The sequence below is a fragment of the Microbacterium sp. TWP3-1-2b2 genome (genome assembly GCF_049896145.1).
Taxonomy (GTDB): Bacteria; Actinomycetota; Actinomycetes; order Actinomycetales; family Microbacteriaceae; genus Microbacterium.
Genome location: NZ_JAFCTS010000001.1, coordinates 2,046,355 through 2,067,708, shown reverse-complemented (window position 1 = coordinate 2,067,708; position 21,354 = coordinate 2,046,355). Strand labels below are relative to the sequence as shown.

General features: G+C 66.1%; 18 protein-coding genes and 1 tRNA gene. 5 read left to right on the top strand and 14 right to left on the bottom strand.

Annotated features, from left to right (window positions below; all coding sequences use genetic code 11):
* Positions 1 to 89: 89 nt before the first annotated feature.
* From ACP7AR_RS10235 to ACP7AR_RS10215, 5 genes are read right to left on the bottom strand one after another with little or no spacing between them, the layout of a single operon-like run.
* Positions 90 to 1,538 (bottom strand): rhamnulokinase, encoded by a 1,449-nt coding sequence (locus ACP7AR_RS10235; RefSeq protein WP_426185347.1) that lies wholly within the window; start codon positions 1,536 to 1,538, stop codon positions 90 to 92.
* A complete protein-coding gene (locus ACP7AR_RS10230) occupies positions 1,535 to 3,571 on the bottom strand; it encodes a bifunctional aldolase/short-chain dehydrogenase (RefSeq protein WP_426185345.1) in 2,037 nt (678 codons plus the stop codon). Before ACP7AR_RS10230 ends, ACP7AR_RS10235 begins: the two co-directional genes overlap by 4 nt.
* The gene (locus ACP7AR_RS10225; RefSeq protein WP_426185343.1) at positions 3,568 to 4,443 is read right to left on the bottom strand and encodes an alpha/beta hydrolase fold domain-containing protein; all 876 of its coding nucleotides are present in this window, start codon (positions 4,441 to 4,443) and stop codon (positions 3,568 to 3,570) included. The genes ACP7AR_RS10230 and ACP7AR_RS10225 overlap by 4 nt, the downstream gene beginning before the upstream one ends.
* Before the next feature lie 25 nt (positions 4,444 to 4,468).
* Positions 4,469 to 5,635 (bottom strand): L-rhamnose isomerase, encoded by a 1,167-nt coding sequence (gene rhaI / locus ACP7AR_RS10220; RefSeq protein ID WP_426185341.1) that lies wholly within the window; start codon positions 5,633 to 5,635, stop codon positions 4,469 to 4,471.
* Positions 5,632 to 6,012, bottom strand: a complete 381-nt coding sequence (locus tag ACP7AR_RS10215; RefSeq protein ID WP_426185339.1) for an L-rhamnose mutarotase — start codon at positions 6,010 to 6,012, stop codon at positions 5,632 to 5,634. Before ACP7AR_RS10215 ends, rhaI begins: the two co-directional genes overlap by 4 nt.
* Before the next feature lie 184 nt (positions 6,013 to 6,196).
* Between ACP7AR_RS10215 and ACP7AR_RS10210 the strand changes: the two genes are divergently transcribed.
* Entirely contained in the window at positions 6,197 to 7,198 is a 1,002-nt protein-coding gene (locus tag ACP7AR_RS10210) for a LacI family DNA-binding transcriptional regulator (protein WP_426185337.1), read from the top strand.
* Positions 7,199 to 7,214: 16 nt separating this feature from the next.
* On the opposite strand, the gene ACP7AR_RS10205 is transcribed toward ACP7AR_RS10210, so the two are convergent.
* The 7 genes from ACP7AR_RS10205 to ACP7AR_RS10175 form a co-directional block, all read right to left on the bottom strand.
* Positions 7,215 to 8,018, bottom strand: a complete 804-nt coding sequence (locus ACP7AR_RS10205; protein ID WP_426185335.1) for a MerR family transcriptional regulator — start codon at positions 8,016 to 8,018, stop codon at positions 7,215 to 7,217.
* Between the two features lie 5 nt (positions 8,019 to 8,023).
* On the bottom strand, positions 8,024 to 8,554 hold the full coding sequence (locus ACP7AR_RS10200; protein ID WP_426185333.1) for a VOC family protein: 531 nt from the start codon (positions 8,552 to 8,554) through the stop codon (positions 8,024 to 8,026).
* 87 nt (positions 8,555 to 8,641) lie between these two features.
* The gene (locus tag ACP7AR_RS10195) at positions 8,642 to 10,372 is read right to left on the bottom strand and encodes a hypothetical protein (RefSeq protein ID WP_426185331.1); all 1,731 of its coding nucleotides are present in this window, start codon (positions 10,370 to 10,372) and stop codon (positions 8,642 to 8,644) included.
* A 13-nt stretch (positions 10,373 to 10,385) separates the two neighbouring features.
* Positions 10,386 to 11,141 carry an SDR family NAD(P)-dependent oxidoreductase gene (locus ACP7AR_RS10190; RefSeq protein ID WP_426185329.1) on the bottom strand — a complete coding sequence of 252 codons (756 nt, stop codon included), beginning with the start codon at positions 11,139 to 11,141 and terminating at the stop codon, positions 10,386 to 10,388.
* A gap of 1 nt (position 11,142) precedes the next feature.
* Entirely contained in the window at positions 11,143 to 12,054 is a 912-nt protein-coding gene (locus ACP7AR_RS10185) for a phosphogluconate dehydrogenase C-terminal domain-containing protein (protein ID WP_426187710.1), read from the bottom strand.
* A complete protein-coding gene (locus tag ACP7AR_RS10180) occupies positions 12,012 to 12,806 on the bottom strand; it encodes a sugar phosphate isomerase/epimerase family protein (RefSeq protein ID WP_426185327.1) in 795 nt (264 codons plus the stop codon). Before ACP7AR_RS10180 ends, ACP7AR_RS10185 begins: the two co-directional genes overlap by 43 nt.
* Positions 12,803 to 14,083, bottom strand: a complete 1,281-nt coding sequence (locus ACP7AR_RS10175; RefSeq protein ID WP_426187708.1) for an MFS transporter — start codon at positions 14,081 to 14,083, stop codon at positions 12,803 to 12,805. The genes ACP7AR_RS10180 and ACP7AR_RS10175 overlap by 4 nt, the downstream gene beginning before the upstream one ends.
* Before the next feature lie 202 nt (positions 14,084 to 14,285).
* Here ACP7AR_RS10175 and ACP7AR_RS10170 point away from each other — a divergent pair, with 202 nt between their 5' ends.
* Positions 14,286 to 15,023, top strand: a complete 738-nt coding sequence (locus ACP7AR_RS10170) for a FadR/GntR family transcriptional regulator (RefSeq protein WP_426185325.1) — start codon at positions 14,286 to 14,288, stop codon at positions 15,021 to 15,023.
* 75 nt (positions 15,024 to 15,098) lie between these two features.
* A tRNA-Ser gene (locus ACP7AR_RS10165) sits at positions 15,099 to 15,187 on the top strand.
* Positions 15,188 to 15,241: 54 nt separating this feature from the next.
* Here ACP7AR_RS10165 and ACP7AR_RS10160 read toward each other — a convergent pair.
* Positions 15,242 to 16,858, bottom strand: coding sequence for an MFS transporter (locus ACP7AR_RS10160; protein WP_426185323.1), 1,617 nt, complete (start codon positions 16,856 to 16,858; stop codon positions 15,242 to 15,244).
* Positions 16,855 to 17,610 (bottom strand): ion channel, encoded by a 756-nt coding sequence (locus tag ACP7AR_RS10155; protein WP_426185321.1) that lies wholly within the window; start codon positions 17,608 to 17,610, stop codon positions 16,855 to 16,857. Before ACP7AR_RS10155 ends, ACP7AR_RS10160 begins: the two co-directional genes overlap by 4 nt.
* 241 nt (positions 17,611 to 17,851) lie before the next feature.
* Between ACP7AR_RS10155 and ACP7AR_RS10150 the strand changes: the two genes are divergently transcribed.
* Both ACP7AR_RS10150 and ACP7AR_RS10145 read left to right on the top strand, forming a co-directional pair.
* On the top strand, positions 17,852 to 18,937 hold the full coding sequence (locus tag ACP7AR_RS10150; RefSeq protein WP_426185319.1) for an ATP-binding protein: 1,086 nt from the start codon (positions 17,852 to 17,854) through the stop codon (positions 18,935 to 18,937).
* A 55-nt stretch (positions 18,938 to 18,992) separates the two neighbouring features.
* Complete coding sequence (locus tag ACP7AR_RS10145; RefSeq protein ID WP_426185317.1) at positions 18,993 to 21,353, top strand: phosphoketolase family protein; 2,361 nt, start codon at positions 18,993 to 18,995, stop codon at positions 21,351 to 21,353.
* Position 21,354 lies beyond the last annotated feature (1 nt).

Here is a 21,354-nt window from a genome sequence, read left to right as displayed (position 1 = left end):
GGTGGCGCAGTTGGTCGCTTCCGGGCACGGGAAGCAGCATCCGGCGACACCTTTGGGCAGGCGGATACCCGACCCGGGAACGGACCTGATCAGCGCGGGTCGTAACGCAGCGGTTCGTGTGTGCGTGCGACGAGCGCCCGAATTTCCTCCAGCGTCGCAGGAGCAGCACCGCGTGCGCGTGCCTGCACGAGCACGTTGCCGAGAGCGGTCGCCTCGACCGGCCCGGCCAGTACCGGCAGACCGGCGCGGTCGGCTGTCGCCTGGCACAGCAATCGGTTGAGCGACCCGCCGCCGACGAGATGGATGCTGTCGAGCTCGCGACCTGACAGATCGGCCGCGGTCTGGACCGCTGAAGCGAACGCCGCAGCGATCGATTCGACGATCGTGCGGGCGAAGGCCGGGCGATCAGCCGGCACCGGCGAGCCCTGCACACGCAGCACCGCCGCGATGCGTGCGGGCATGCCGCCGGGAGCACTCAGCGACGAGTCATTCGCATCGAACAGCGCGATGTCGTCGGTCACAGCGGACGCGGCATCCAGCAGTTCGGGCAGGTCGACCGAGTGCCCGTCCTCCGCCTCCCACGCCCGCACGGTCTCGCTCAACAGCCACAGTCCCGTGACGTTGTGCAGGAAGCGGTAGCGGCCGTCGACTCCGAGTTCGTGGGTGAAGTTCGCCTCGCGCGCGGCATCCGTCAACACCGGCTCGGTGAGTTCGACGCCGACAAGACCCCAGGTGCCGCACGAGATGTACGCCGCGTTCGGCGACGAGAGCGGGACGGCGACGACGGCGGATGCCGTGTCGTGCGAGCCGACCGCGATGACGGGGAGTTCCTTGCCGATGCGCGGGGCGAGTTCGGGGCGCAGCATCCCGATCACCGACCCCGGGTCGACCAGGGTGGGGAGCGCCGCCGTCGGGATGCCGAGGCGATCCGCCAGCTCGGTATCCCACTCGCCTGAGCGCACTCCGAGCAGACCAGTCGTCGAGGCGTTCGTACGCTCCGCGGCGGCGGTGCCCGTCAAGAGATAGGCGATCAGGTCCGGGATGAGCAGAGCGGTGTCGGCATCCGCAAGCCGCTCGTCGACGCGGTACTGGTACAGCGTGTTGAACGGCAGGAACTGCAGTCCGTTGCGCTGATAGAGCTCGCTGAAGGACACGATCTCATGTACCTGGGCGACGCCCCGCTCCGAGCGCGAGTCACGGTAGTGGAACGGCTGCGTGGGCAACTTGCCGTCTCGCAGCAGGCCGTAGTCGACCGCCCAGGAGTCGATGCCGATACTCTCGATCGCGGGTTCGCGGCGCACCGCTTCGGCGAGGCCGTCGACGATATGGCCGTAGAGCGCATCGAAGTCCCAGTGCAGTCCGTCGTCGAGTTCAATGGGCCCGTTCGGGAAGCGGGTGACGAGCTCGAGTTCGAGCGTCTCCTCCCCGATGCGCCCGATCACGACGCGTCCCGATGTGGCTCCGAGGTCGACGGCGACGACGGCGCGGACACCGGACGCTTCGACGGGCTCAGCGACCGGAGAATCGGGAGTGGTCATCGCAGGAATGCCGCCGCGACGCCGGAGTCGACCGGGATGTGCAGACCCGTCGTGCGGCTGAGCTCAGGGCCGGTGAGCACGAACACGGCATCTGCCACGTTCTCCGGAACGACCTCGCGCTTGAGTATCGTGCGGTTCGCGTAGAACTGGCCGAGATCCTTCTCATCGACACCGTAGGTCGCAGCGCGGTTCGCGCCCCAGCCGGAGGCGAAGATGCCGGAGCCGCGCACGACGCCGTCGGGGTTGATGCCGTTGACGCGGATGCCGAACTCGCCGAGTTCCACAGCCAGCAGCCGCACCTGGTGGGCCTGATCTGCCTTCGTCGCGGAGTACGCGATGTTGTTCGGCCCGGCGAAGACGGAGTTCTTCGACGAGATGTAGATGATGTCGCCGCCGAGCTTCTGGTCGATGAGTACCTTCGCTGCCGCCTTCGACACGAGGAACGAGCCCTTGGCCATGACGTCGTGCTGCAGATCCCAGTCCTTCTCGGTGGTCTCCAGCAGTGGCTTCGACAGCGACAGACCGGCGTTGTTAACGACGAGGTCGACACCGCCGAAGGCGAGCACGGCGTCGTTGAGCGCTGCCTGCACGGCATCAGCGTCGGCGACGTTGGCGGCGACGCCGATCGCGACATCCGTGTTTCCGAGTTCAGCGGCGGCGGACTGCGCCTTCTCGAGATCGAGGTCGGCGATGACGACGCACGCACCCTCGGCGGCGAGACGCGTCGCGATGGCCTTGCCGATGCCGGATGCTGCGCCGGTGACGAACGCGATGCGGCCCTGGTGCGACTTCGGCTTCGGCATGCGCTGCAGCTTCGCCTCCTCCAGCGCCCAGTACTCGATGTTGAACTTCTCGGCATCCGAGATGGGGGAGTACGTGGAGAGCGCCTCGGCGCCGCGCATGACATTGATGGCGTTGACGTAGAACTCGCCGGCCACGCGGGCGGTCTGCTTGTTGGCGCCGTACGAGAACATTCCGACGCCTGGGATCAGGACGATGAGCGGGTCCGCCCCGCGGATCGCCGGTGACTCGGCGGTCGCGTGCGCGTCGTAATACGCCTGGTAGTCGGCGCGGTACTCGGTGTGCAGCTCGTGCAGGCGCGCGATCTGCTCATCGACGGATGCCGTGGACGGCAGGTCGAGGATGAGCGGCTTGACCTTGGTGCGCAGGAAGTGGTCGGGGCAGCTGGTGCCGAGCGCGGCGAGTTCGGGAGCGCGCTCGGATGCCAGGAAATCGAGCACCACGTCGGAGTCGGTGAAGTGACCGACCATCGGGTTGTCCGTCGACGCGATGCCGCGGACCGTGCCTGCCAGCGCGGCCGCGCGATCACGACGCTCCGCGGCTGGAAGCGCCTCGAACCCGGAACGCACGCCGCCGAACGGGTCGGCCTTGCCGTTCGCCTCGATGTACGCGGCGGCGGTGTCGATGATCCACAGGGAGTTCGCCTCCGCCTCCTCCGAGGTGTCGCCCCACGCGGTGATGCCGTGCCCGCCGAGGATGGTGCCGATCGCCTGCGGATTCTGCTTCTTGATCTCGGCGATGTCGAGGCCGAGCTGGAAGCCGGGGCGCCGCCACGGCACCCACACCACCCTGTCTCCGAAGATCTTCGTGGTGAGGGCTTCGCCGTCGGCGGCCGTCGCGATCGCGATACCGGAGTCGGGATGCAGGTGATCGACGTGCGCAGCATCCACCAGTCCGTGCATCGCGGTGTCGATAGAGGGGGCCGCTCCGCCCTTGCCGTGCAGGCAATAGTCGAACGCAGCGACCATCTCGTCCTCGCGCTCGATGCCGGGGTAGACGTCGACGAGCGCGCGGAAGCGGTCGAGACGGAGCACGGCCAGGCCCTGCTCCTTCAGCGTGCCGAGGTCTCCGCCTGAACCCTTGACCCACAGCAGCTCGACCGGCTGACCCGTGACGGGGTCGGTCTCAGTGCCCTTGGCCGAGGTGTTGCCGCCGGCGTAGTTCGTGTTCTTCGGGTCCGCGCCGAGGCGGTTGCTGCGTGCGATGAGCGCGGCTGCTGTGGGGTTCGTCATGAGGCGATTCCTTCGGAGGGTATGGGGGAGAGCTGGGGTGACAGAGCGGCGAGGCGTCTGGCCATCCGCTCGATCGAAAGAGTGGCGGCCGGCTCCTCCGGACGGTTGAGGTGGCCGTGCTGAGTGCCGTACTCGGTGATGATCTCGATATCGCGCCCGGCCGCGGCGAGGGTCGTCGCGAAGTGCTCGGCGGACACGCGCAGTTCATCGACATCACCGTTGACGATGAACGTCGGTGGGTAGTGGGACAGGTCGGATGCCGTCGCTCGTCCGGGAACAGCCGGCAGTGGTGCGTCGTCGACCGGACCGGCGAGATAGTTCTCGTACATCCTCCGCACCGCTACCGGCCCGAACCGATCCGCGTCGGGGTCGGCGTCGAGAGCGGCGCGCAGCTCGGCATCCGGAGCGGGCTGCACCGCGAGCAGCGTCGGGTACGCGAGCAGCACGAGCGCCGGAGCCTCATGCGTGCCGGCGAGGCGAAGCGCAGCGCCTGCCGCGAGGTTGCCGCCGGCGCTGGTTCCGCCGATCGCGAGGGCGGACGAGGATATTCCGAGCTCGACTGCGTGCGTCAGCGTCCATCGCCACGCGGTCACCATGTCGTCGGAGCCCGCCGGGTAGGGGTGACCGGGCTGGCCCGTCACCCCATCGTGGAACCCTTCCGGAACCGGTGCGAGCCGATAATCGACCGAGACGACGGTGGTTCCGCGAGCGGCGAGCTGCCGGGCGACCCAATCGGACTCGGGCATGTCGATGTCGCCGAACAGGAAGCCACCGCCGTGCGCCCAGACGAGTCCAGTGCCGTCGGGCACTTCGGCCGGGTACACGCGCACGAGTCCATCGGCGGCGGCGTATGGCTGCGTCACAGCATCCATTCCTTTCCAGAACCGTGCCGGCCGCTCACGCGCCCCAGCCTGCCTGCACTCCGCCGACCCGGTCGGTGGCGATCTTCTGCTGGTAACCGGATGCAGCGTACGCTGCCATCGGGTCGCCGTCGAGGCCCCGCGACTCACGCCACTCGGCGAGTGCCGGGCGCACGTCGGTGTAGAAGGCATCCATGAACACCGCATTGGCGGTGAGCACATCGCCCGACTTCTGGGCGGCGGTCAGAGCATCCTTGTCGACGAGCAGCGCGCGAGCTGTCATCTCCTGCACGTTGAGCACGGAGCGGATCTGGCCGGGGATCTTGTCCTCGACGTTGTGGCACTGGTCGAGCATGAATGCCACGTCGGCGTTGTTCAGGCCGCCGCCGCGGATCACCTCGAAGAGGATGCGGAAGAGCTGGAACGGGTCGGCGGCGCCCACGATGAGGTCATCGTCGGCGTAGAAGCGTGAGTTGAAGTCGAACGAGCCCAGCTTTCCGAGACGCAGCAGCTGCATCACGATGAACTCGATGTTCGTACCAGGAGCGTGGTGACCGGTGTCGAGGCACACCATCGCCTTGTCGCCGAGCGTGCTGACCTGGGCGTACGAGGTTCCCCAGTCGGGAACATCGGTGTGGTAGAAGGCCGGCTCGAAGAACTTGTACTCCAGCACCAGGCGCTGGTCGTCACCGAGGCGCGCGTAGATCTTCTGGAGCGACTCGTTCAATCGGTCCTGACGGCCGCGGAGGTCGGCCTGCCCCGGGTAGTTCGAGCCCTCGGCGAGCCAGATCTTCAGGTCGCGAGATCCTGTCGCATCCATCACGTCGATGCAGGCGAGGTGGTGATCGATGGCCTTGTTGCGGATCGCGGCATCCTCGTGCGTGAGGGCTCCGAACTTGTATTCGTCGTCCTGGAAGGTGTTCGAGTTGATGGTGCCGAGGGCGACGCCGTGGTCCTCGGCGTGCTTGCGCAGGTCGTCGAAGGAATCGACCAGGTCCCACGGGATGTGCAGCGCGACGGTCGGAGCGAGGGCGGTGTACTTGTTCACCTGCGCGGCATCGGCGATCTTCTCCCACGGGTCGCGCGGGGTGCCAGGGGTGCCGAACACCTTGAAACGAGTGCCGGAGTTTCCGAACGCCCATGAGGGGAGCTCGATGGACTGCTTCTCGAGTTCCGAGAGGATCGCGGGGGTGAGGATGCTCATGATCTGCTGCTTTCTGCGGGCGATGGTGCGGATGCTGTGGCGGACAGTTGATCCGCAAGGTTGAAGACTTCAGTGAGCGGGGTCGCTGCCTGATCGGGGCGACCTTCGAGATCGACGAAGAACCGTGCCATCTCGGCTTCCCACCGGGTGGCGATCTCGGACTGCGCGAGATACGCCTGGGCGGCAGCATCGTCGTCGGTCTCGTAGTAACCGATCAGTCGGCCGCCCTCGCCGAGGAACAGAGAGTAATTCCGCCGGCCGGCGGCGGCGATCTCGGCGAGCATCTCGGGCCGGACGGGTGCGTGGCGACGTAGATACTCGTCGAGCAGTTCTGGGCGGACCCTCAGTTGAAAGCAGACGCGGGTAACGGCTGTCATCGGTGACGTGCTCCTCGGTCGGACGGGATGGCGTGAATCGTTTCAATACTAAGCGGGCGTCACGCGGACCGCAAGCGCGTCTGCGCGACGAGTTCCGGCGCGGGCTCTGCAACGGAGCGCTGGCTGGGGAGCAGCTGCCGGATGCCGTACACTCGCGCTCAGCACGAAGGACGAGGAGCAGCGGGTGGCAGTGAGTGTACGGGATGTCGCGGTGGCGGCATCCGTCTCGGTGGGCACGGTCTCCAACGTCCTCAACCGGCGCGACAAAGTCGCCGCGGACACGGTTGAGCGAGTGCTGGCCGCGATCGACGAACTCGGCTTCGTCCGCAACGACGCCGCCCGCCAGCTGCGCGCAGGGCGAAGCCGGAGCATCGGCCTCGTCGTGCCAGACGCAGGCAACCCGTTCTTCGCGGATGTCGCCCGCGGCGCTGAGGCGAGGGCTGAGGATGATCGGCTGTCGGTGCTGCTCGGTAACAGCGACGAGGACTCTTCCCGCGAAGACCGCTATCTCGACCTTTTCCGCGAGCAGCGCGTGAACGGTGTGCTGATCAGCCCCGCAACCGACGACGTCGACAAGCTCCAGCGCGTGCAGAATGCCGGAATCCCGGTCGTTCTCGTCGATCATGAGCTGCCGGGAAGCACCTTCTGCTCTGTATCGGTGGACGATATCGAGGGCGGATACCTCGCTGTGCGGCATCTGATCGACATCGGCCGACGCCGGATCGCGTTCATCGGGGGGCCGTCATCGATCGCGCAGGTCGCGAACCGTCTGACCGGAGCGCGTCGCGCTGTGGAGGAGGCTCCGGACGCGACTCTCGAGCTGATCGAGATGCCGGCGCTCACGGTGCTCAACGGTCGAGAAGCCGGCGAAGTGATCGTCGGGCAGCCGGACCGGCCGGACGCGATCTTCGCCGCGAACGACCTGCTGGCCGTCGGTCTGCTGCAGGCCTTCTCGATGTTCGGGACGCTCCGAGTTCCTGAAGACATCGCGTTGATCGGTTACGACGACATCGATTTCGCGGCGGCCACAGTCGTGCCTCTGAGCTCCATCCGTCAGCCGGCACAGCTGATCGGGCACACCGCGGTCGACTTGCTGCTGCGGTCTATCGATGACCCCGATGGCGACTACGAACGCAATGTGCGCTTCCGGCCTGAACTGGTCATCCGTCAGTCGACGTCTGGCTGAACTCCGGACCGCGACGTCACTCCCAGGTCGCGGTGTCCGGATCGATGCCGTGGTGACGCGCGGATTCATCGATCGCCTGACGAAACCATGTGGCGAGCCCGTCGCCGATACCGTTGTAGTACGAAGCGAATCCAGGGTCGGCTTCGAACATCCGCCCCAGGCACACCTGCATCTGCCGTGTGAGCGGGAAGAAGTGCGAGAACAGTTGACGGTGGCGCTCGGCGAGTGCATCCGCGTCCTCGCTCCCGGGCACGACACCCCGGCTCACCGCATCGGCCAGGTCGAGCTGGAGGGCGGACATGGCCCTGGAGAGTTCCCGCCACTGGCTTTGCGAGCGGGACGCTGAGCGCTCTGCGAACTGCGCCCATTGCCTCGACCCTCCCCACACGTAGCGGGCCGCGCGCGACTGCTCCGGGTCCCACTCTTCGCCGAACACCTCGCGCTGTTCGTCATCACTCATCAGGATGCCGCGCTCGTGCGCCTCGGTCATGCGCTCGAGGCGTTCGTCGAGCTGTTGCAGATCGTGAATCCGTTCGGCAAGTTGGGCCCGCTGCTCGCGCAAGGTATCGCCGATCTCAGCGGTCGCATCATCGAGCACATCACGAATCGCGTCGAGCGTGAGGCCCGCCTCACGGTACGCCACGACGCGGCTGAGGCGCTCGAGGTCGTCCCAGGTGTAGAGACGATAACCCGCAGGTGTGCGGCGAGACGGCGACGCGAGACCGATCTCGTCCCAGTGATGAAGAGTGCGCACGGTCAGCCCGAGGAGGTCGGCTGCCACGCCAACGGTCGCATCCTCATCGATCTCGTTGTCAACCATCGATGTCATTGTGCTCCTCCTTCGGAGTCTTCCGGTGCGAAAATCCCGACGGATGCGAAATTGCGTCCCACATCACTGTCGGGAGTGAACGGCGTCGCGGCCGTGATCGTGACCTGCGCGCCCTCCGGCGTGATGACGGTGATGTCGCGCGTCCTCCACGCCGTGTCGTACGGTCCCGTCACTGAACCCGGTGACATGGCTCGACATGCGTCGGCCACGGAGTCGAGCTGGCTGAGGACGCAGGAGACGAACACCTGAACCGTCGATGCCGCTGTCGGGACCGCATCGTCGTCCGAGGGAACGAGCAGTACGTCCTGGAACGCCCATCGTCGCAGGTGCACGATCTGTCCGGGAACGCTGAACAGGTCGATGAAGCCGAGTCCGCGCACCCAGAAATCTGTCGATGCCTGGAGATCCCGCGTCGGGATCTTCACGAACATCGGCATCGCGTATATGCCTCGGAACGGATCCGGGGCGACGGCATCGGGGCCGTCGGGAACGGGGCTCATCTCGAATGCATTGAAGTGATCAGTCATGTGAGACAGCCTGGATCCTCACGTCGCGTGAGGGTCAAGCGCGGCGTCGAACTGCACCGTATACGCTCGTGTTCTCGGCTGTGGTCATCAGTTTCGTGTCGTCAGACGCAGCCAGGAGCCAGCCGGGATCACGTCCTTGACCGCCGTGCGCTCGGGCACTTCGACGGTGGCCGTCCTCGGCACCCGCCCCAGATTCGCAACCAGCACGACATCCTCGTCATCTGCTCTGGCGCCGATCGCCCAGAGCAGTCCATCGGGACTGGAGCCCCAGAGCAGCATCCGTCCCGCGAGCGGCGAGAGCGCGGTAATCGCCTCCGCCACGAAGCGCGGCGCTCCGGTGGCATCGCGCAGACCGCGCGGCCCCCAGGTCTCGAACCACGACAGGCTCTCGACACCGGGAACGGCGAGCGCCGCGGCGCTCGCTATCGTCCAGGCCGCGAGCTCCATTGAATTCTGTCGTTCGTCCTCCGCGCCCGTGAACTGGGCCCCGTAGCCCTCGCTCAGATCCGTCAGCGTCGGCGCCGGTTCCGGAGACGTCGCCACATTGTTGAACCGAGGACGCAACGTCACGGGCCCGATGTGCACGGGGCGCCGATCTGCCATCTCGACGGCCTGAGCTGCGATGAGGCGCTGCATGGGGAGTGCCTCGACGAGCTGTTCGGTATCGAGCGAGTGGAACAGCGGCGTGGTCGTGAACACGATGCCGTGGACGTCGTCGGGGATGCGATCCTGCTCACGGTTGAGCTCCGTGAAGTGCGATCGGGCGCCGGCGCGAAGGTGAGTGGGTACGCCTGCGTCGTCGAACGCCGCCTGCGTGCGCGCGACAGTGCCCTCGTCGCTCACATGACGCACGCTGTCGAACGGGGTGACGGCCACGACCGGGTGGTGTGCGAGTGCTCGTGCGGCATCCGCCAGGGGTTTCGGGTCCTGGTCGATCACGAGACGCACGTCCAGGGGGAGTCCGTCAGCAGCGGCTCTGCGCAGGGCCGCCGACCACGTCGGCGTGGTCAGGTTCAATTCGACGACGCGGAAGCTGCCATCTGCACATCGGCTTCCGCGACCTGGTGCGGTCGAGGCTTCGACACCGACAGCGGGAAACGGGCCGCCTTCGACGAGGACGATCTCCGCCGACGGTGGTGACTCGGCGGTCGAGGTCCGCACGGCGGCGACGGTGAGCGACTGATGTACGCGCTCGCCCGCCGCGATCGGGTACGGGTAGGGGAGGCCGAGCGGTCGGCTGTACGTCTTGAACGAGGCATCCGACCAGTTGCGCTGGTCCTCCATCTCGAACACGTCGCCATCGAAGCGGATCGTGGTCGCGGCATCCGCATCGCCTGTGGGATGAAGTTCGAGAGCACGGATGTCCAGGATGGGCTGGTGCGGGCTGATGCGGGTGGGGAAGGCGGTCTGCTCGACTGCGCCGTCGGAGTGCGTCACGGTGACGCGGCGCCCGGCGTCAGTTGCGGGATGCAGGACCACGAGCCCTGTGCGGCAGGTCGAGAACACGCGAAGGTTCTCGGCGTCCCACGTGACTCGGAGCTCGTCTCCGCTCGTCTCGACCGTGAGCGTGGAGACCACCTCGGCGCCGAACCCCTCATGGCGCAGGACGAGCCTGAGCGAGGACTCGTCGGATTCCGTCGCCGTGACGCTGGTGGGGACGGTGTTCCAGCCGTGGTCGCGCACGACCGCTCGCACGGCACGCAGGATCACCTCGCCACCGCGTCGGATGTCCGCGAGCTCATCACCGCGCAGTTCGAAGGACCACCCCTCTGCCTGCCACGTCGCTGTGTCGCCGCGCCACCACGTCGTCGAGGTCACGTTTCGAGCCAGTTCACAGCGTCGTCATCCCTCCATCGACGGCGAACAGCGCGCCGGTGGCGAACTCGCCGTCGGCGCTGGCGAGGAACACCATGATGCCCTCCACGTCTGCCGGGTTTCCTGCACGACCCAGTGGGATGCGTCCGATGATCGCCGCGCGTGAGTCGGGGTCGTCGGAGATCGTGGAGACGAGTCCGGTCTCGGTGTAGGCCGGCACGACAGTGTTCACTCGGATGCCGTCGTGAGCATACGCGGCGGCGACCGTGCGCGCGAGGCCGTGGATGCCTGCCTTCGAAGCCGAGTACGCGGTGAAGTCCTGCCCCTCGCCGTTGAGGCCGGTGGGGCTTCCGGTGAGGATGATCGAACCGCCTCCGGAGGCGAGCATCGCCCGGACGGAGTGCTTGACCGTGAGGAAGGTGCCGGTCAGATTCACGTCGATCGTGCGGCGCCACACGTCGAGATCGAGATCTGCAGCTTTGGCATCCTGCCCGAACAACTGCACTCCCGCGTTCGCCACGACCACGTCGGGGCTCCACCCTGCGGCGATGAGCTCGGCGTAGGCCGCCTCGACGGATGCCTCGTCCGAGATGTCGACGACTGCCGCGCGTGCCGCATCGCCGATCTCCGCGGCGACGGATGCCGCGGCATCCGCATCCCGGTCGGCGATGATCACGCGGGCGCCCTCCCGGGCGAAACGCTCGGCGACCGCGCGTCCGATCCCTGCACCGGCACCAGTGACGAGTGCGGTCTTTCCAGCGAGGCGGGTCATCTCAACGCTCGATCTTGTCGAGGTGCAGCATGCGAGCGAGGTTCTTGTCGAGCTCGTCGTCGCGGAAGATCTTCTTCCAGTCGTCTTTGATGATGCTCTCCCTGCCGTAGTCCATCGCGATCAGGCACGCGTCGCTGAACGGGTTGTCTCCGCGCAGACCGTTCGCGAGCGCCACCTGCGTGTGACCGTACAGGATGCTGCGCGCGGCGGCCTCCGGAACGCCCATCGTGTTCACCGTCTCCTGCAACGCCTCGTTCAGAAGTGCGCCGATCATGCAGGCGACCGTCTCCACGAGGGTCGGCTCGAGCTGGGCGAGCTGCTTGATCGTGACCCAGTGCACGTCGATGACGGGAGCATAGATCGCGCGGACAGTGGCTTCGACGATCGCCTTCTTGGCGTCGTCGTCGCTCTCGATCGCGGCGATGGCATCCTGAGGGGCGGCGATACCGCCGAAGGTGTCCGCCCACTGCTCGGGTGTCTCACGCTGCAGGAAGATCGACGGGTGGCACGGGTGCGCCACGGCCTGGATGACATCGTCGCGAGTGGTGAGGAGGCCTGCGTACGCGGCGGCCGGGTCGAGCGTGAGCACGATCGCGCCGGGCCGAAGCTGGGGGACCAGGTCGGCTGTGACCGGTCCGAGCGCGAGGTCCGGGACGGCGAGTACGACGATGTCAGCATCGGCCACTGCCGCAGAAGCATCGGTGAGTTCGCGGCCGGCGTCGAGCGTGCGCTGCCGGCCTGCGGGGGAGTTCTCCACGTACCAGACGGTGTGGCCGGTCTTCACGAGGTTGTCGGACACGCGCATGCCCATCTTGCCGCCCGCGCCGATGACGGCGATCTTGTAGATTGCTGAGCTTGTCGAAATGTCGGTCACAGTGTGCTCCTCAGGTGTTCCAGGGTGGCGCGGGTCCATTCCCGCTCGGTTCGGATGGTCGTCGCGGCGTCGTCCTGCCATGGCAGCCAGTGCTCGACGATCTCGTTGATGCCGCGCTCGCGCGGACGGACGGTGGCGAGCAGATGGTCGTAGTCGTGAAGCCCGGTGCCCATCTTGGTGCCGCTGTACGTGAAGCCGACCCAACCCGGCTGGCGGGCGAAGGCGAAGTCCTTGACATGCACGTTCTTCGTGAGTGCAGCCGTCTGCTCGACGCAGATGCGCGGTGATTCGAGGCGAGCAACGACGTTGGCCGGGTCCAGACATATCCCCAGGTTCTCGCTGCCCACGCGCTCGATCACGCCGATGAGGTCAGCGGTGGCGAGCTGCTCGTAGGTCTCGAGGGCGAGGGTGACACCGGCGGCCTCGTAGGCGGGAAGGGCATGCCGCAGCCAGGACTCGGCCTCGGCGAGAGAAGGGCGAGAGTCCGCACCGTAGAGCATGCTCCGCACCAAGTGCGCATCGAAGATCTGGGCCAGCTCGAGGAATCGGCCCAGGTGCTCGGTGACGATGCCTTTCGTGCCCAACTCGATCGTGAGGCCGAGGTCGCGGGCGGCTCCCGCGGCATCGCGCAGCTCGGAGTCGCTCATCGATTCGAGCGGTGCGTAGTCGCAGATCTGGAACAGGTCCACACCCTGTGCACGGGTGTCTTCGAACGCGCCGATCAGACTCATCGGCTGCGGTACGCGGTCGGAGTGCCGCCAGAAGTAGGCGTAGGTGCCGAGGCCGATCATCCTTCGCCTACCACCGAATCGGCCCGCTCGACGGCCCCGGCATCCGGCGTCTTGCGATTGCGACGGGACAGAACGACCATCAGCACCGCCGACAACAGCATGAACCCGCCGACGATGAACATCGGCACCTCGTACCCGCCGGTCCAGTCGTGCACGGCGCCGGTGATGTACGGCGCCGTGAAGCCCGCGAGGTTTCCGATCGTGTTGATCAGAGCGACGCCCGCTGCGGCGGCGACACCGGTGAGGAACTGCGTCGGCAGGGTCCAGAAGTTCGGGAGCGCTGCGAAGATCGCACAGGCGGTCACGGTGATGACCGCCATCGTCGCCACGGGCGACCCCATGAACAGTGCCAAGGGAATCGAGACTGCGCCTGCGAGCGCAGGCACGGCGATGTGCCATGTCTTGAGCCCGCGCGTGCCGGCATCCCTCGACCAGAAGTACATGACGATCGCTGCCGGCAGATAGGGGATCGCGGTGATGAGTCCCTTCTGGAACACGTCGAACTCGCCGCCGGTGTCCGTCTGGAATCCCTCGATGATCGTGGGGAGGAAGAACGCCAGCGCGTAGAGACCGTAGATGAAGCCGAAGTAGATGAACGACAGCATCCAGACGCGTCCGCTCGAGAACGCGAATCGTGCGGAGACGTGCTTCTCCGAGGACTCGGTCGTCTTGCGCTCCGCTTCCAGCGCACCAGTGAGCCAGGTCTGCTCCTCCGCGGTGAGCCACTTCGCGTCGGCAGGCTTGTCCTTCAGATAGAACCAGGCGATGACGCCGACCACGATCGCCGGGAGCGCCACACCCATGAACATGAAGCGCCAGCCCTCGAGGCCGAAGAAGACGCCGTGCTGCTGGATGAGAGCACCGGCCAGAGGTGCGCCGATGACCGTGGTCAGGGGCTGTGCCAGATAGAAGAGCATGAGGATGCGGCCACGGTAGCGAGCGGGGACCCAGAGGCTGAGGAAGAGGATGGCGCCAGGGAAGAAGCCTGCTTCGGCGACACCGAGCAGGAATCGCAGAACGACGAGCTGCTCGAAATTCTGGACCCAGGTGAACAGCAGCGCGACGATGCCCCAGCTCACCATGATGCGGGCCAGCCAGCGGCGGGCACCGAACTTGTGCAGGGCGAGGTTCGACGGCACCTCGAGCAGGATGTAGCCGATGAAGAAGACGCCGGAGGCGAAGCCGAACTGTGCTGCGCTGAGGGCGAGGTCATCGTTCATGCCGTTCGGGGAGGCGAATCCGATGGCGGTTCGATCGAGGTAGTTGATGAAGAACATCAGCGCGACGAACGGCACGAGCCGGATCGCGACCTTGCGGATCGCAGACTTCGCGACCGCGCTTTCGGTCTGGGTGTTGTCCACGGTGACTCCTGAATCGACGTTGATCACGGGTGATGGCCAGTGCGTTGTCTCGAGTTTGGCAAACCGGTTGACCAATTGCAAGTCTCCTCATTCCTTCCTCGACGGGTAAGTTGAACCCATGCCCGCATACCCCGGCGAACCGGTTGATGACATCACGGCAGCACTGAGCGCGCTGCCTGCCGGGACGCCGGTATCCGAGGTCGCACGCCGTCTGCTCGATCTCTTCACGAGTGGATCTGTCGCTGCCGGCACCCGACTTCCACCCGAACGGCAGCTCTCCGCTGCTCTCGGCGTCGGACGTTCGGCGGTGCGCGAAGCGCTCGCGGCTCTCGAGATCCTCGGCATCGTCGATGTCCGGCCCGGCTCGGGTACGTACCTGCGTGGTCTGGCGAGTGAGCTTCTGCCGCAGACGCTGCGCTGGGGGCTGCTGATCGGCGAACGCAACACGGCGCAACTGCTGGAACTGCGCGAGGGATTGGAGATCTACGTCGCCCGCCTCGCGGCGGCGCGGGCGGATGCCGGCGTCATCGTCCGACTCGACAAGAGCGTGAAGCGGATGCGCGAGACCGTCGGCGACCTGTCGGCCTTCGCGAAGGCCGACCTCGAGTTCCACCACGCACTCGCCGAAGCCGCGGGCAACGAGACGCTGACCGACCATGTGCACGTCATCCGTTCGCTCCTGCAGGTGTACGCGGATCGGGCGGTGCACGATTCGGCGCAGGCGGAGCGGGCGGTCGCCGAGCACGAGGCTGTGCTGGCCGCGGTGCGTGCAGGTGACGGGGATGCTGCCGCATCAGCCATGGCCGTCCACATGGCGACCGCCACCGCGCGCCTGCTCGCCGACTCGCAGGAGTGAAGTCGGCCGGTTCGTGGCATGCGTTCTGACCGGTTATGATGGACGAGCGCATCCGTGCTTTCGAGTCGGATGCCTGGAGACGTCGCATAGTCCGGCCTAGTGCACCACCCTGCTAAGGTGGAGACCTCGCAAGGGGTCCAGGGGTTCAAATCCCCTCGTCTCCGCCGAAAACTCCTCGCCGAGTCTGATGTCGGCGTGCGATCCGCGCGAGCGGCGCGTCACCCTCCCTCGGCCGCGATCGCTCTTCGCCTGATCGCGACCTCGGTCGGAATTCCGCGAGAGAAAAGCAGCGAGATCAGGCTGATGACGATCAGGCCGACGAACGCCACGCGCAGCGATGACAGCTGAGACTCGCGGTAGATCTCAGCGAGTTCGTCCGCTTCCTCTTCTCTGAGCCCACCCTGCTCGGCGAGCCCTGCGACCTCTGCGGCGGGCACGATCGTGACTCCTCTGTCGGTGGCTGCAGCCACGGTGGCGCGTGCGTCCTCCGGAAGATCGCTGTCGGCGACTCCTGAGGCGAACGAGGTCGACAGCGCACCGATCAGGATCGATCCGATCAGCGCGGTGCCGAGCGATGAGCCGAGGTTCTGGAAGACACCCTGGAGCCCACCGACCTCGCTGGTGTCCTTCTCGGTCACGCTCGACATGTTCACGTTGCCGAGCTGCGATGCGAGAAGGCCCAAGGCGCTACCGGCGAGGAACATGCCGGTGGCGAACAGGGCGCCACGCAGATCGCTCGTCGCTGCGGCAAGCAGCAGTACTGCGCTGAGCACCAGGATCAACTGCCCGACGCGCACGATGCGACGAGGTGACCACTTGCCGGAAAGCCGCGTGCCGAGGATCGAGAAGAGGATCAACGACACCGAGAGGGGGAAGATCTTGATCCCCGTCTCCAGTGCGTCCAGCCCCAGCGTCATCTGCAGATAGACGGGCACCATGAAGAAGAGTCCGGCGGTCACCGCGTACTGGGCCCCGAGTACCGAAAGACCGCTGCGCAGCGGTGCGATCGAGAACAACGCCGTCTGCAGCAGCGGCGACCGCCCCTCGCCGACGAGTCGGCGTTGCCACGCGACGAACAATGAGATCAGCACGCCGCCCAGCGCGATGCACCATGCCGTGAGAGAGATGCCGAGAGGGGCCAGGGCAACCCCGGCGACTTCAGGCGTGTGCAGCGGGATGATCCATCCCCAGGTCTTGCTCTGAAGCATGCCGAAGACGATCAGCACAAGGCCGGCGGACGACAGTAGAACGCTGCCGATGTCGATACGCACCCTCTGCCGCGGTGTGGCATCGGTGACGATGCGCGCACAGAGGACGACGCCGACCATGATCACGACCTCGGCGACGAAGACGTACCTCCAATTGAAGTACGTCGTCACAGCGCCACCGATAAGAGGCCCTGCGGCGACGGCCGCACCCGAAACGGCGCCGATGACCGCGAAGGCGGTGACCCGATCGCGACCTTGGTAATTGTCGGCGACGAGGGCGGCGATCGCAGGGATCACCAGCACCGCCCCCAGCCCCTCGATGACCGACCAGCCGAGAAAGAGGAACGCCACCGTCGGACTCAAGGCCGTGATGAGCGAGCCGATCGCATAGATGCACGAGCCGATCACGAACGCCCGACGACGTCCCCAGACGTCGCCGAGCTTCGCCCCCAAGAGCATGACAGCCGCCATGGTTAGGGTGTAGAACGTGATCGCAGCCTGCATCGCCGCCACCGTCGTGTCCAGGTCGTCCACGACGGTCGAGATCGACACGTTCATGACCGTCCCGTCCAGCACCATGACGAACTGCGCCGCACCGAGGACGACGACGACGTTCCACTTCTTCACGGCTCCTCCTTCGGGACTGTGTCAGAAGTGAGCCCACGAGCAGACCCACCCTCGAACGGCGGGCGTCGGGCTCCGCGCATGATCCGCGCCACGGCGGTGATGAGGAACAGCTGACCTGTGATCGCCTCGGCGACGGCGATTCCCTGCACCTCAGGGGATACCGGCACGATGTTGCCGTACCCCGTGGTCGTGAGGGTGGTGAACGAGAAGAAGAGCTGACTGGACAGCGAATCGAGGCTCTCACTCCCGAACATCGGTGCAACGGTCAGCAGCCCGACCAGGTTATACAAGAGTGTGAAGAACATTCCCACCAGCACATACGCGGCAGTCGCCGCCAGCAGAGCCTCGATGTCGAGGCCGCGTCGCGTGACCTGGTGACGGATTATCGCGACCGGCGCCACGAAGAACGCGATCATCGAAGCCGCCGACAACACGATGTCGAGAACCAACCCTTTCGTACCCAGGATGGTGACGACGATGATCGCGGCACCCGCGATCGAGAGCACCAGCCACGCGATGCGTTGCACATCGGCGCGTACCTCGGTCACCCGCAGTACGGCGGCGACCGTGACGAGTTGCACCAGGAACGCGGACGGGCTCGGATCGTTCGTGACCTGAGCGGCGCACAGAACGTACGTGAGAACGAGCAGTGCGATGATCAGCCAGTAGCCCGTGCGCCAAGACGGCGTCGATCTCGCGGAATGCGCAGGGGAGGACACCTGCGGCTTGCTTCCAGGTCCGTCGGAACTCATGCGTACGCTCACTCATCTCCACGGGCGAGCGGAACCTGGCCCGAGGCCAACGCCACGGAACTTGCTGGCATCGCTCAGGGTGTCACTCGCGAGTGCGCGGCACGCGCCCGCGTCACCCTTTCAAGGCGAGTTGCCTCATGACATCGGCGCCTTCGTCGCAGGCAGGAGTCACTTGAGACGGTGATGGTGTCGCGCACGAGTTCAGGGCATGCTGGACGCACACGCGAGAGAGAAGGCACGCATGATCCCTCTGACCATCGGTGTCAAGGTCGCCGACCCGGCGACGCCTGCCCAGCTGGATCCTCGTCGATTCAACCGTCACACCTTCTGGTGCGGACAGAGCGGCAGCGGCAAGACTTACGCTCTCGGCGTCGTGCTGGAACAACTCCTGCTGCACACTGAGCTGCCGATACTCGTCTTCGACCCCAACGCGGATTATGTGCGGTTGAAGGAGGCCAGGGCAGGGGCCGCGGCCGAACATGCCGCGCACATCTCAGGCCGCGACATTCGCGTGTTCAGATCCGGCGGTGCTGACGGCGATCCGCTGCACGTCCGATATCTCGATCTCTCCCCGGCGGCGAAGGCGGCGGTTCTGCAGATTGATCCGATCGCGGATGCCGAGGAGTACAACGTCCTGCTGCACTGGAACACCGACACCACAGAGTTCGACGCGGCGAAATTACTCGCGGATCTGCGCGCATCGGGTGATCCGGCGCGCATCCGGCTCGCGAACCGGATGGAGAACCTGCAGGTTCTCGAATGGCACCTGTGGTCCAGAGGTGCAGGATCTGTCGTCGATGCGATTGAGGAGCGTCCCATGGCGACGGTCCTCGATCTCGGAGGCTTCGATCACCCGGCAGAGCCCAAAGTCGCAGCCCTCGCGGTTCTTGAGCAGCTCTGGGCGCGGAGGGAGAGCCGACGACCCGTCCTGATCGTGATCGACGAGGCGCACAACCTCTGCTCGCCGGAGCCGCGCACCGCCGTGGAACGGGCCCTCACCGAGCAACTCGTGCAGATCGCGGCAGAGGGACGCAAGTTCGGGCTCTGGCTCCTCCTGTCCACCCAAAGGCCGACGAAGATCCATCCGAACGTGCTTTCACAGTGCGACAATCTCGGCCTCATGCGCGTCAATGCCCCGCGCGACATCGCTGAGCTCGCCGAGGTGTTCGGCTTCGTCCCGGAAGAGGACATCCGCCAGGCGCAGGGATTCGCACAGGGACAGGCGCTCTTCGCTGGCGGCTTCATCTCCGAGCCGACCTTCGTGCAGATGGGGGAACGGCTCACCCACGAGGCCGGCAGTGACGTCCGCGTGCCGCTGCGCTCTTGATTCACTCCGAAGCGGGCACTTGACAGTCCGAGAGAACCTGCGTATCGAGGGGAACATGACTGAAAAGGGTGAAGCGCTGGATCGGATCGATCGCTGGTGGCGCGCGGCGAACTATCTGAGTGTCGGGCAGATCTATCTGCAGGACGACGCAACCCTGGAGCGGCCGCTTGTCGCCGAAGACATCAAGCCCCGTCTGCTGGGTCACTTCGGAACCGTGCCGGGCCTCAACCTGGTCTATGCGCACCTGAACCGTGTCATCGTCGAGCGCGACGAGCCCGTGCTCTTCATCGCCGGCCCCGGTCACGGCGGTCCCGCGATGAATGCGAATGCCTGGCTCGACGGCACCTATTCGGAGCTCCATGCGAAAGTGACACCGGATGCCGAGGGCATGCGGGAGCTTTTCCAGCAGTTCTCCTATCCGGGTGGCGTTCCCAGCCATACCGCTCCTGAGACTCCTGGATCCATCCAGGAGGGAGGAGAGCTCGGCTACTCGCTCGCGCACGCCTTCGGTGCCGCTCTCGACGACCCAGAGCTCACCGTCGTGTGCGTCGTCGGGGACGGCGAAGCGGAGACGGGGCCGCTGGCTGCGGCCTGGCATGGCAACAGGTTCCTTGATCCCCGACGTGACGGCATCGTGCTGCCGATCCTGCATCTCAACGGCTGGAAGATCGCGAATCCCACGCTCCTCGCACGGATTCCGGAAGCGGAGCTGGCCGCGCTGATGACCGGATACGGCTACGACCCGATCTTCGTGACGATCGATGCATCCGAATCCCACGATGTGGTGCACGAACGATTCGCTGCGGCGCTCGACCGAGCATTCGAGGGCATCGATCGGGTGCGCGCCGGGGCGGTGAATGGTTCGCGCCGCCCATGGCCGATGATCGTCCTGCGCTCACCCAAAGGCTGGAGCGGGCCTGAGCAGGTCGACGGAAAGCCCGTCGAAGGCACGTGGCGCTCTCACCAAGTGCCCCTCGCCGATGTGCGCGACGATAAAGACCATCGGCGGATGCTGGAGAAATGGCTGCGCTCATACCAGCCTGCGGAACTCTTCGACGACGCCGGATCCCCGCGCGAATCGACCGCCGGATGGGGGCCTCGCGGCACGAGACGCATGAGCGCGATCCCTCAGTCCAACGGCGGGGCGGTTCGTCGGGCACTCGATCTGCCGGGACTCGATGGCCACGCCGTCCAGGTCGGCTCTCCTGGCGGGTCCGAGGCCGGTGCGACCGAGGTCCTCGGCGGTTGGTTCGTCGATGTCATCGGCCGCAATCCGGAGACGTTCCGGATCTTCAGTCCCGACGAGCTCGAGTCCAACCGCCTGGCTCCGGCGGTGTTCGACGCGACGCAGAAGCAGTGGAATGCCGGCACGGAGTCGGTGGACGAGCACCTCGCACCGCATGGGCGGGTGATGGAGGTGCTCAGTGAGCACCTGTGCCAGGGGTGGCTTGAGGGGTACACCCTCACCGGACGACACGGCGTCTTCACCTCTTACGAGGCGTTCATCCACATCGTGGATTCGATGTTCAACCAGCACGCGAAATGGTTGGAGGCGTGTGCTGGCGTCTCGTGGCGCGAACCGCTGCCCTCCTTCACGTATCTGCTGTCGAGTCACGTATGGCAGCAGGATCACAACGGATTCACGCATCAGGACCCCGGGTTCATCGATCTCGTCCTGAACAAGAGCGTCGATGTCGTGCGTGTGTATCTCCCGTTCGATGCCAACACATTGCTGGTGACGATGGCACAGTGCCTCGAAGCCACCGACCGCATCAACGTCGTCGTCGCAGGAAAGAAGCCTGCGCCGCAATGGATGAGCCTCGACGAGGCGCGGGAGCACGTCCGCCGCGGGGTGGGAGAGCTGTCGTGGGCCGGTTCCACGGCAGCGGATGAGACTCCGGACGTCGTGCTCGCCGCCGCGGGCGATGTACCGACGCAGGAGATCATCGCGGCTGCCGAACTGCTGCGCGACCGCATCCCGGCGCTGAAGGTCCGCGTCGTGAATGTCGTCGATCTCGCCACGCTGCAGTCGTCGCAGCACCACCCTGCCGGTCTGGACGATGCGGCGTTCGACGCGCTCTTCACGACCGACCGCCCGGTCGTGTTCGCCTATCACGGCTATCCGGCGCTGATCCACCGCCTCGCGTACAAGCGGAACGGGCACCAGAACCTGCACGTTCACGGTTACAAGGAGCGCGGCACGACCACAACGCCCTTCGACATGCTCATGCTCAACGACATGGACAGGTATCGGCTTGCGATCGATGCGATCGACCTCGTGCCCGGTCTTGCCGACGAACGTGAGGATGTCCGCGCGCACCTCACTGCGGCGCGTGACGAGGCGCTTCGCCACACCCGCGAACACGGCGTGGACATCCCCGCGGTCGCCGACTGGGTCTTCACCGGGAGGACCTAAA

Coding starts and splice junctions, on each gene's coding strand:
- ACP7AR_RS10155 (WP_426185321.1), bottom strand. CDS start 17,610: ATGAGTTCCGACGGACCTGGAAGCAAGCCGCAGGTGTCCTCCCCTGCG.
- ACP7AR_RS10170 (WP_426185325.1), top strand. CDS start 14,286: ATGCCCGCATACCCCGGCGAACCGGTTGATGACATCACGGCAGCACTG.
- ACP7AR_RS10175 (WP_426187708.1), bottom strand. CDS start 14,083: ATGTTCTTCATCAACTACCTCGATCGAACCGCCATCGGATTCGCCTCC.
- ACP7AR_RS10185 (WP_426187710.1), bottom strand. CDS start 12,054: ATGGACCCGCGCCACCCTGGAACACCTGAGGAGCACACTGTGACCGAC.
- ACP7AR_RS10200 (WP_426185333.1), bottom strand. CDS start 8,554: ATGACTGATCACTTCAATGCATTCGAGATGAGCCCCGTTCCCGACGGC.
- rhaI (WP_426185341.1), bottom strand. CDS start 5,635: ATGAGCATCCTCACCCCCGCGATCCTCTCGGAACTCGAGAAGCAGTCC.
- ACP7AR_RS10235 (WP_426185347.1), bottom strand. CDS start 1,538: ATGACCACTCCCGATTCTCCGGTCGCTGAGCCCGTCGAAGCGTCCGGT.
- ACP7AR_RS10145 (WP_426185317.1), top strand. CDS start 18,993: ATGACTGAAAAGGGTGAAGCGCTGGATCGGATCGATCGCTGGTGGCGC.
- ACP7AR_RS10215 (WP_426185339.1), bottom strand. CDS start 6,012: ATGACAGCCGTTACCCGCGTCTGCTTTCAACTGAGGGTCCGCCCAGAA.
- ACP7AR_RS10190 (WP_426185329.1), bottom strand. CDS start 11,141: ATGACCCGCCTCGCTGGAAAGACCGCACTCGTCACTGGTGCCGGTGCA.
- ACP7AR_RS10230 (WP_426185345.1), bottom strand. CDS start 3,571: ATGACGAACCCCACAGCAGCCGCGCTCATCGCACGCAGCAACCGCCTC.
- ACP7AR_RS10225 (WP_426185343.1), bottom strand. CDS start 4,443: ATGGATGCTGTGACGCAGCCATACGCCGCCGCCGATGGACTCGTGCGC.
- ACP7AR_RS10150 (WP_426185319.1), top strand. CDS start 17,852: ATGATCCCTCTGACCATCGGTGTCAAGGTCGCCGACCCGGCGACGCCT.
- ACP7AR_RS10205 (WP_426185335.1), bottom strand. CDS start 8,018: ATGGTTGACAACGAGATCGATGAGGATGCGACCGTTGGCGTGGCAGCC.
- ACP7AR_RS10180 (WP_426185327.1), bottom strand. CDS start 12,806: ATGATCGGCCTCGGCACCTACGCCTACTTCTGGCGGCACTCCGACCGC.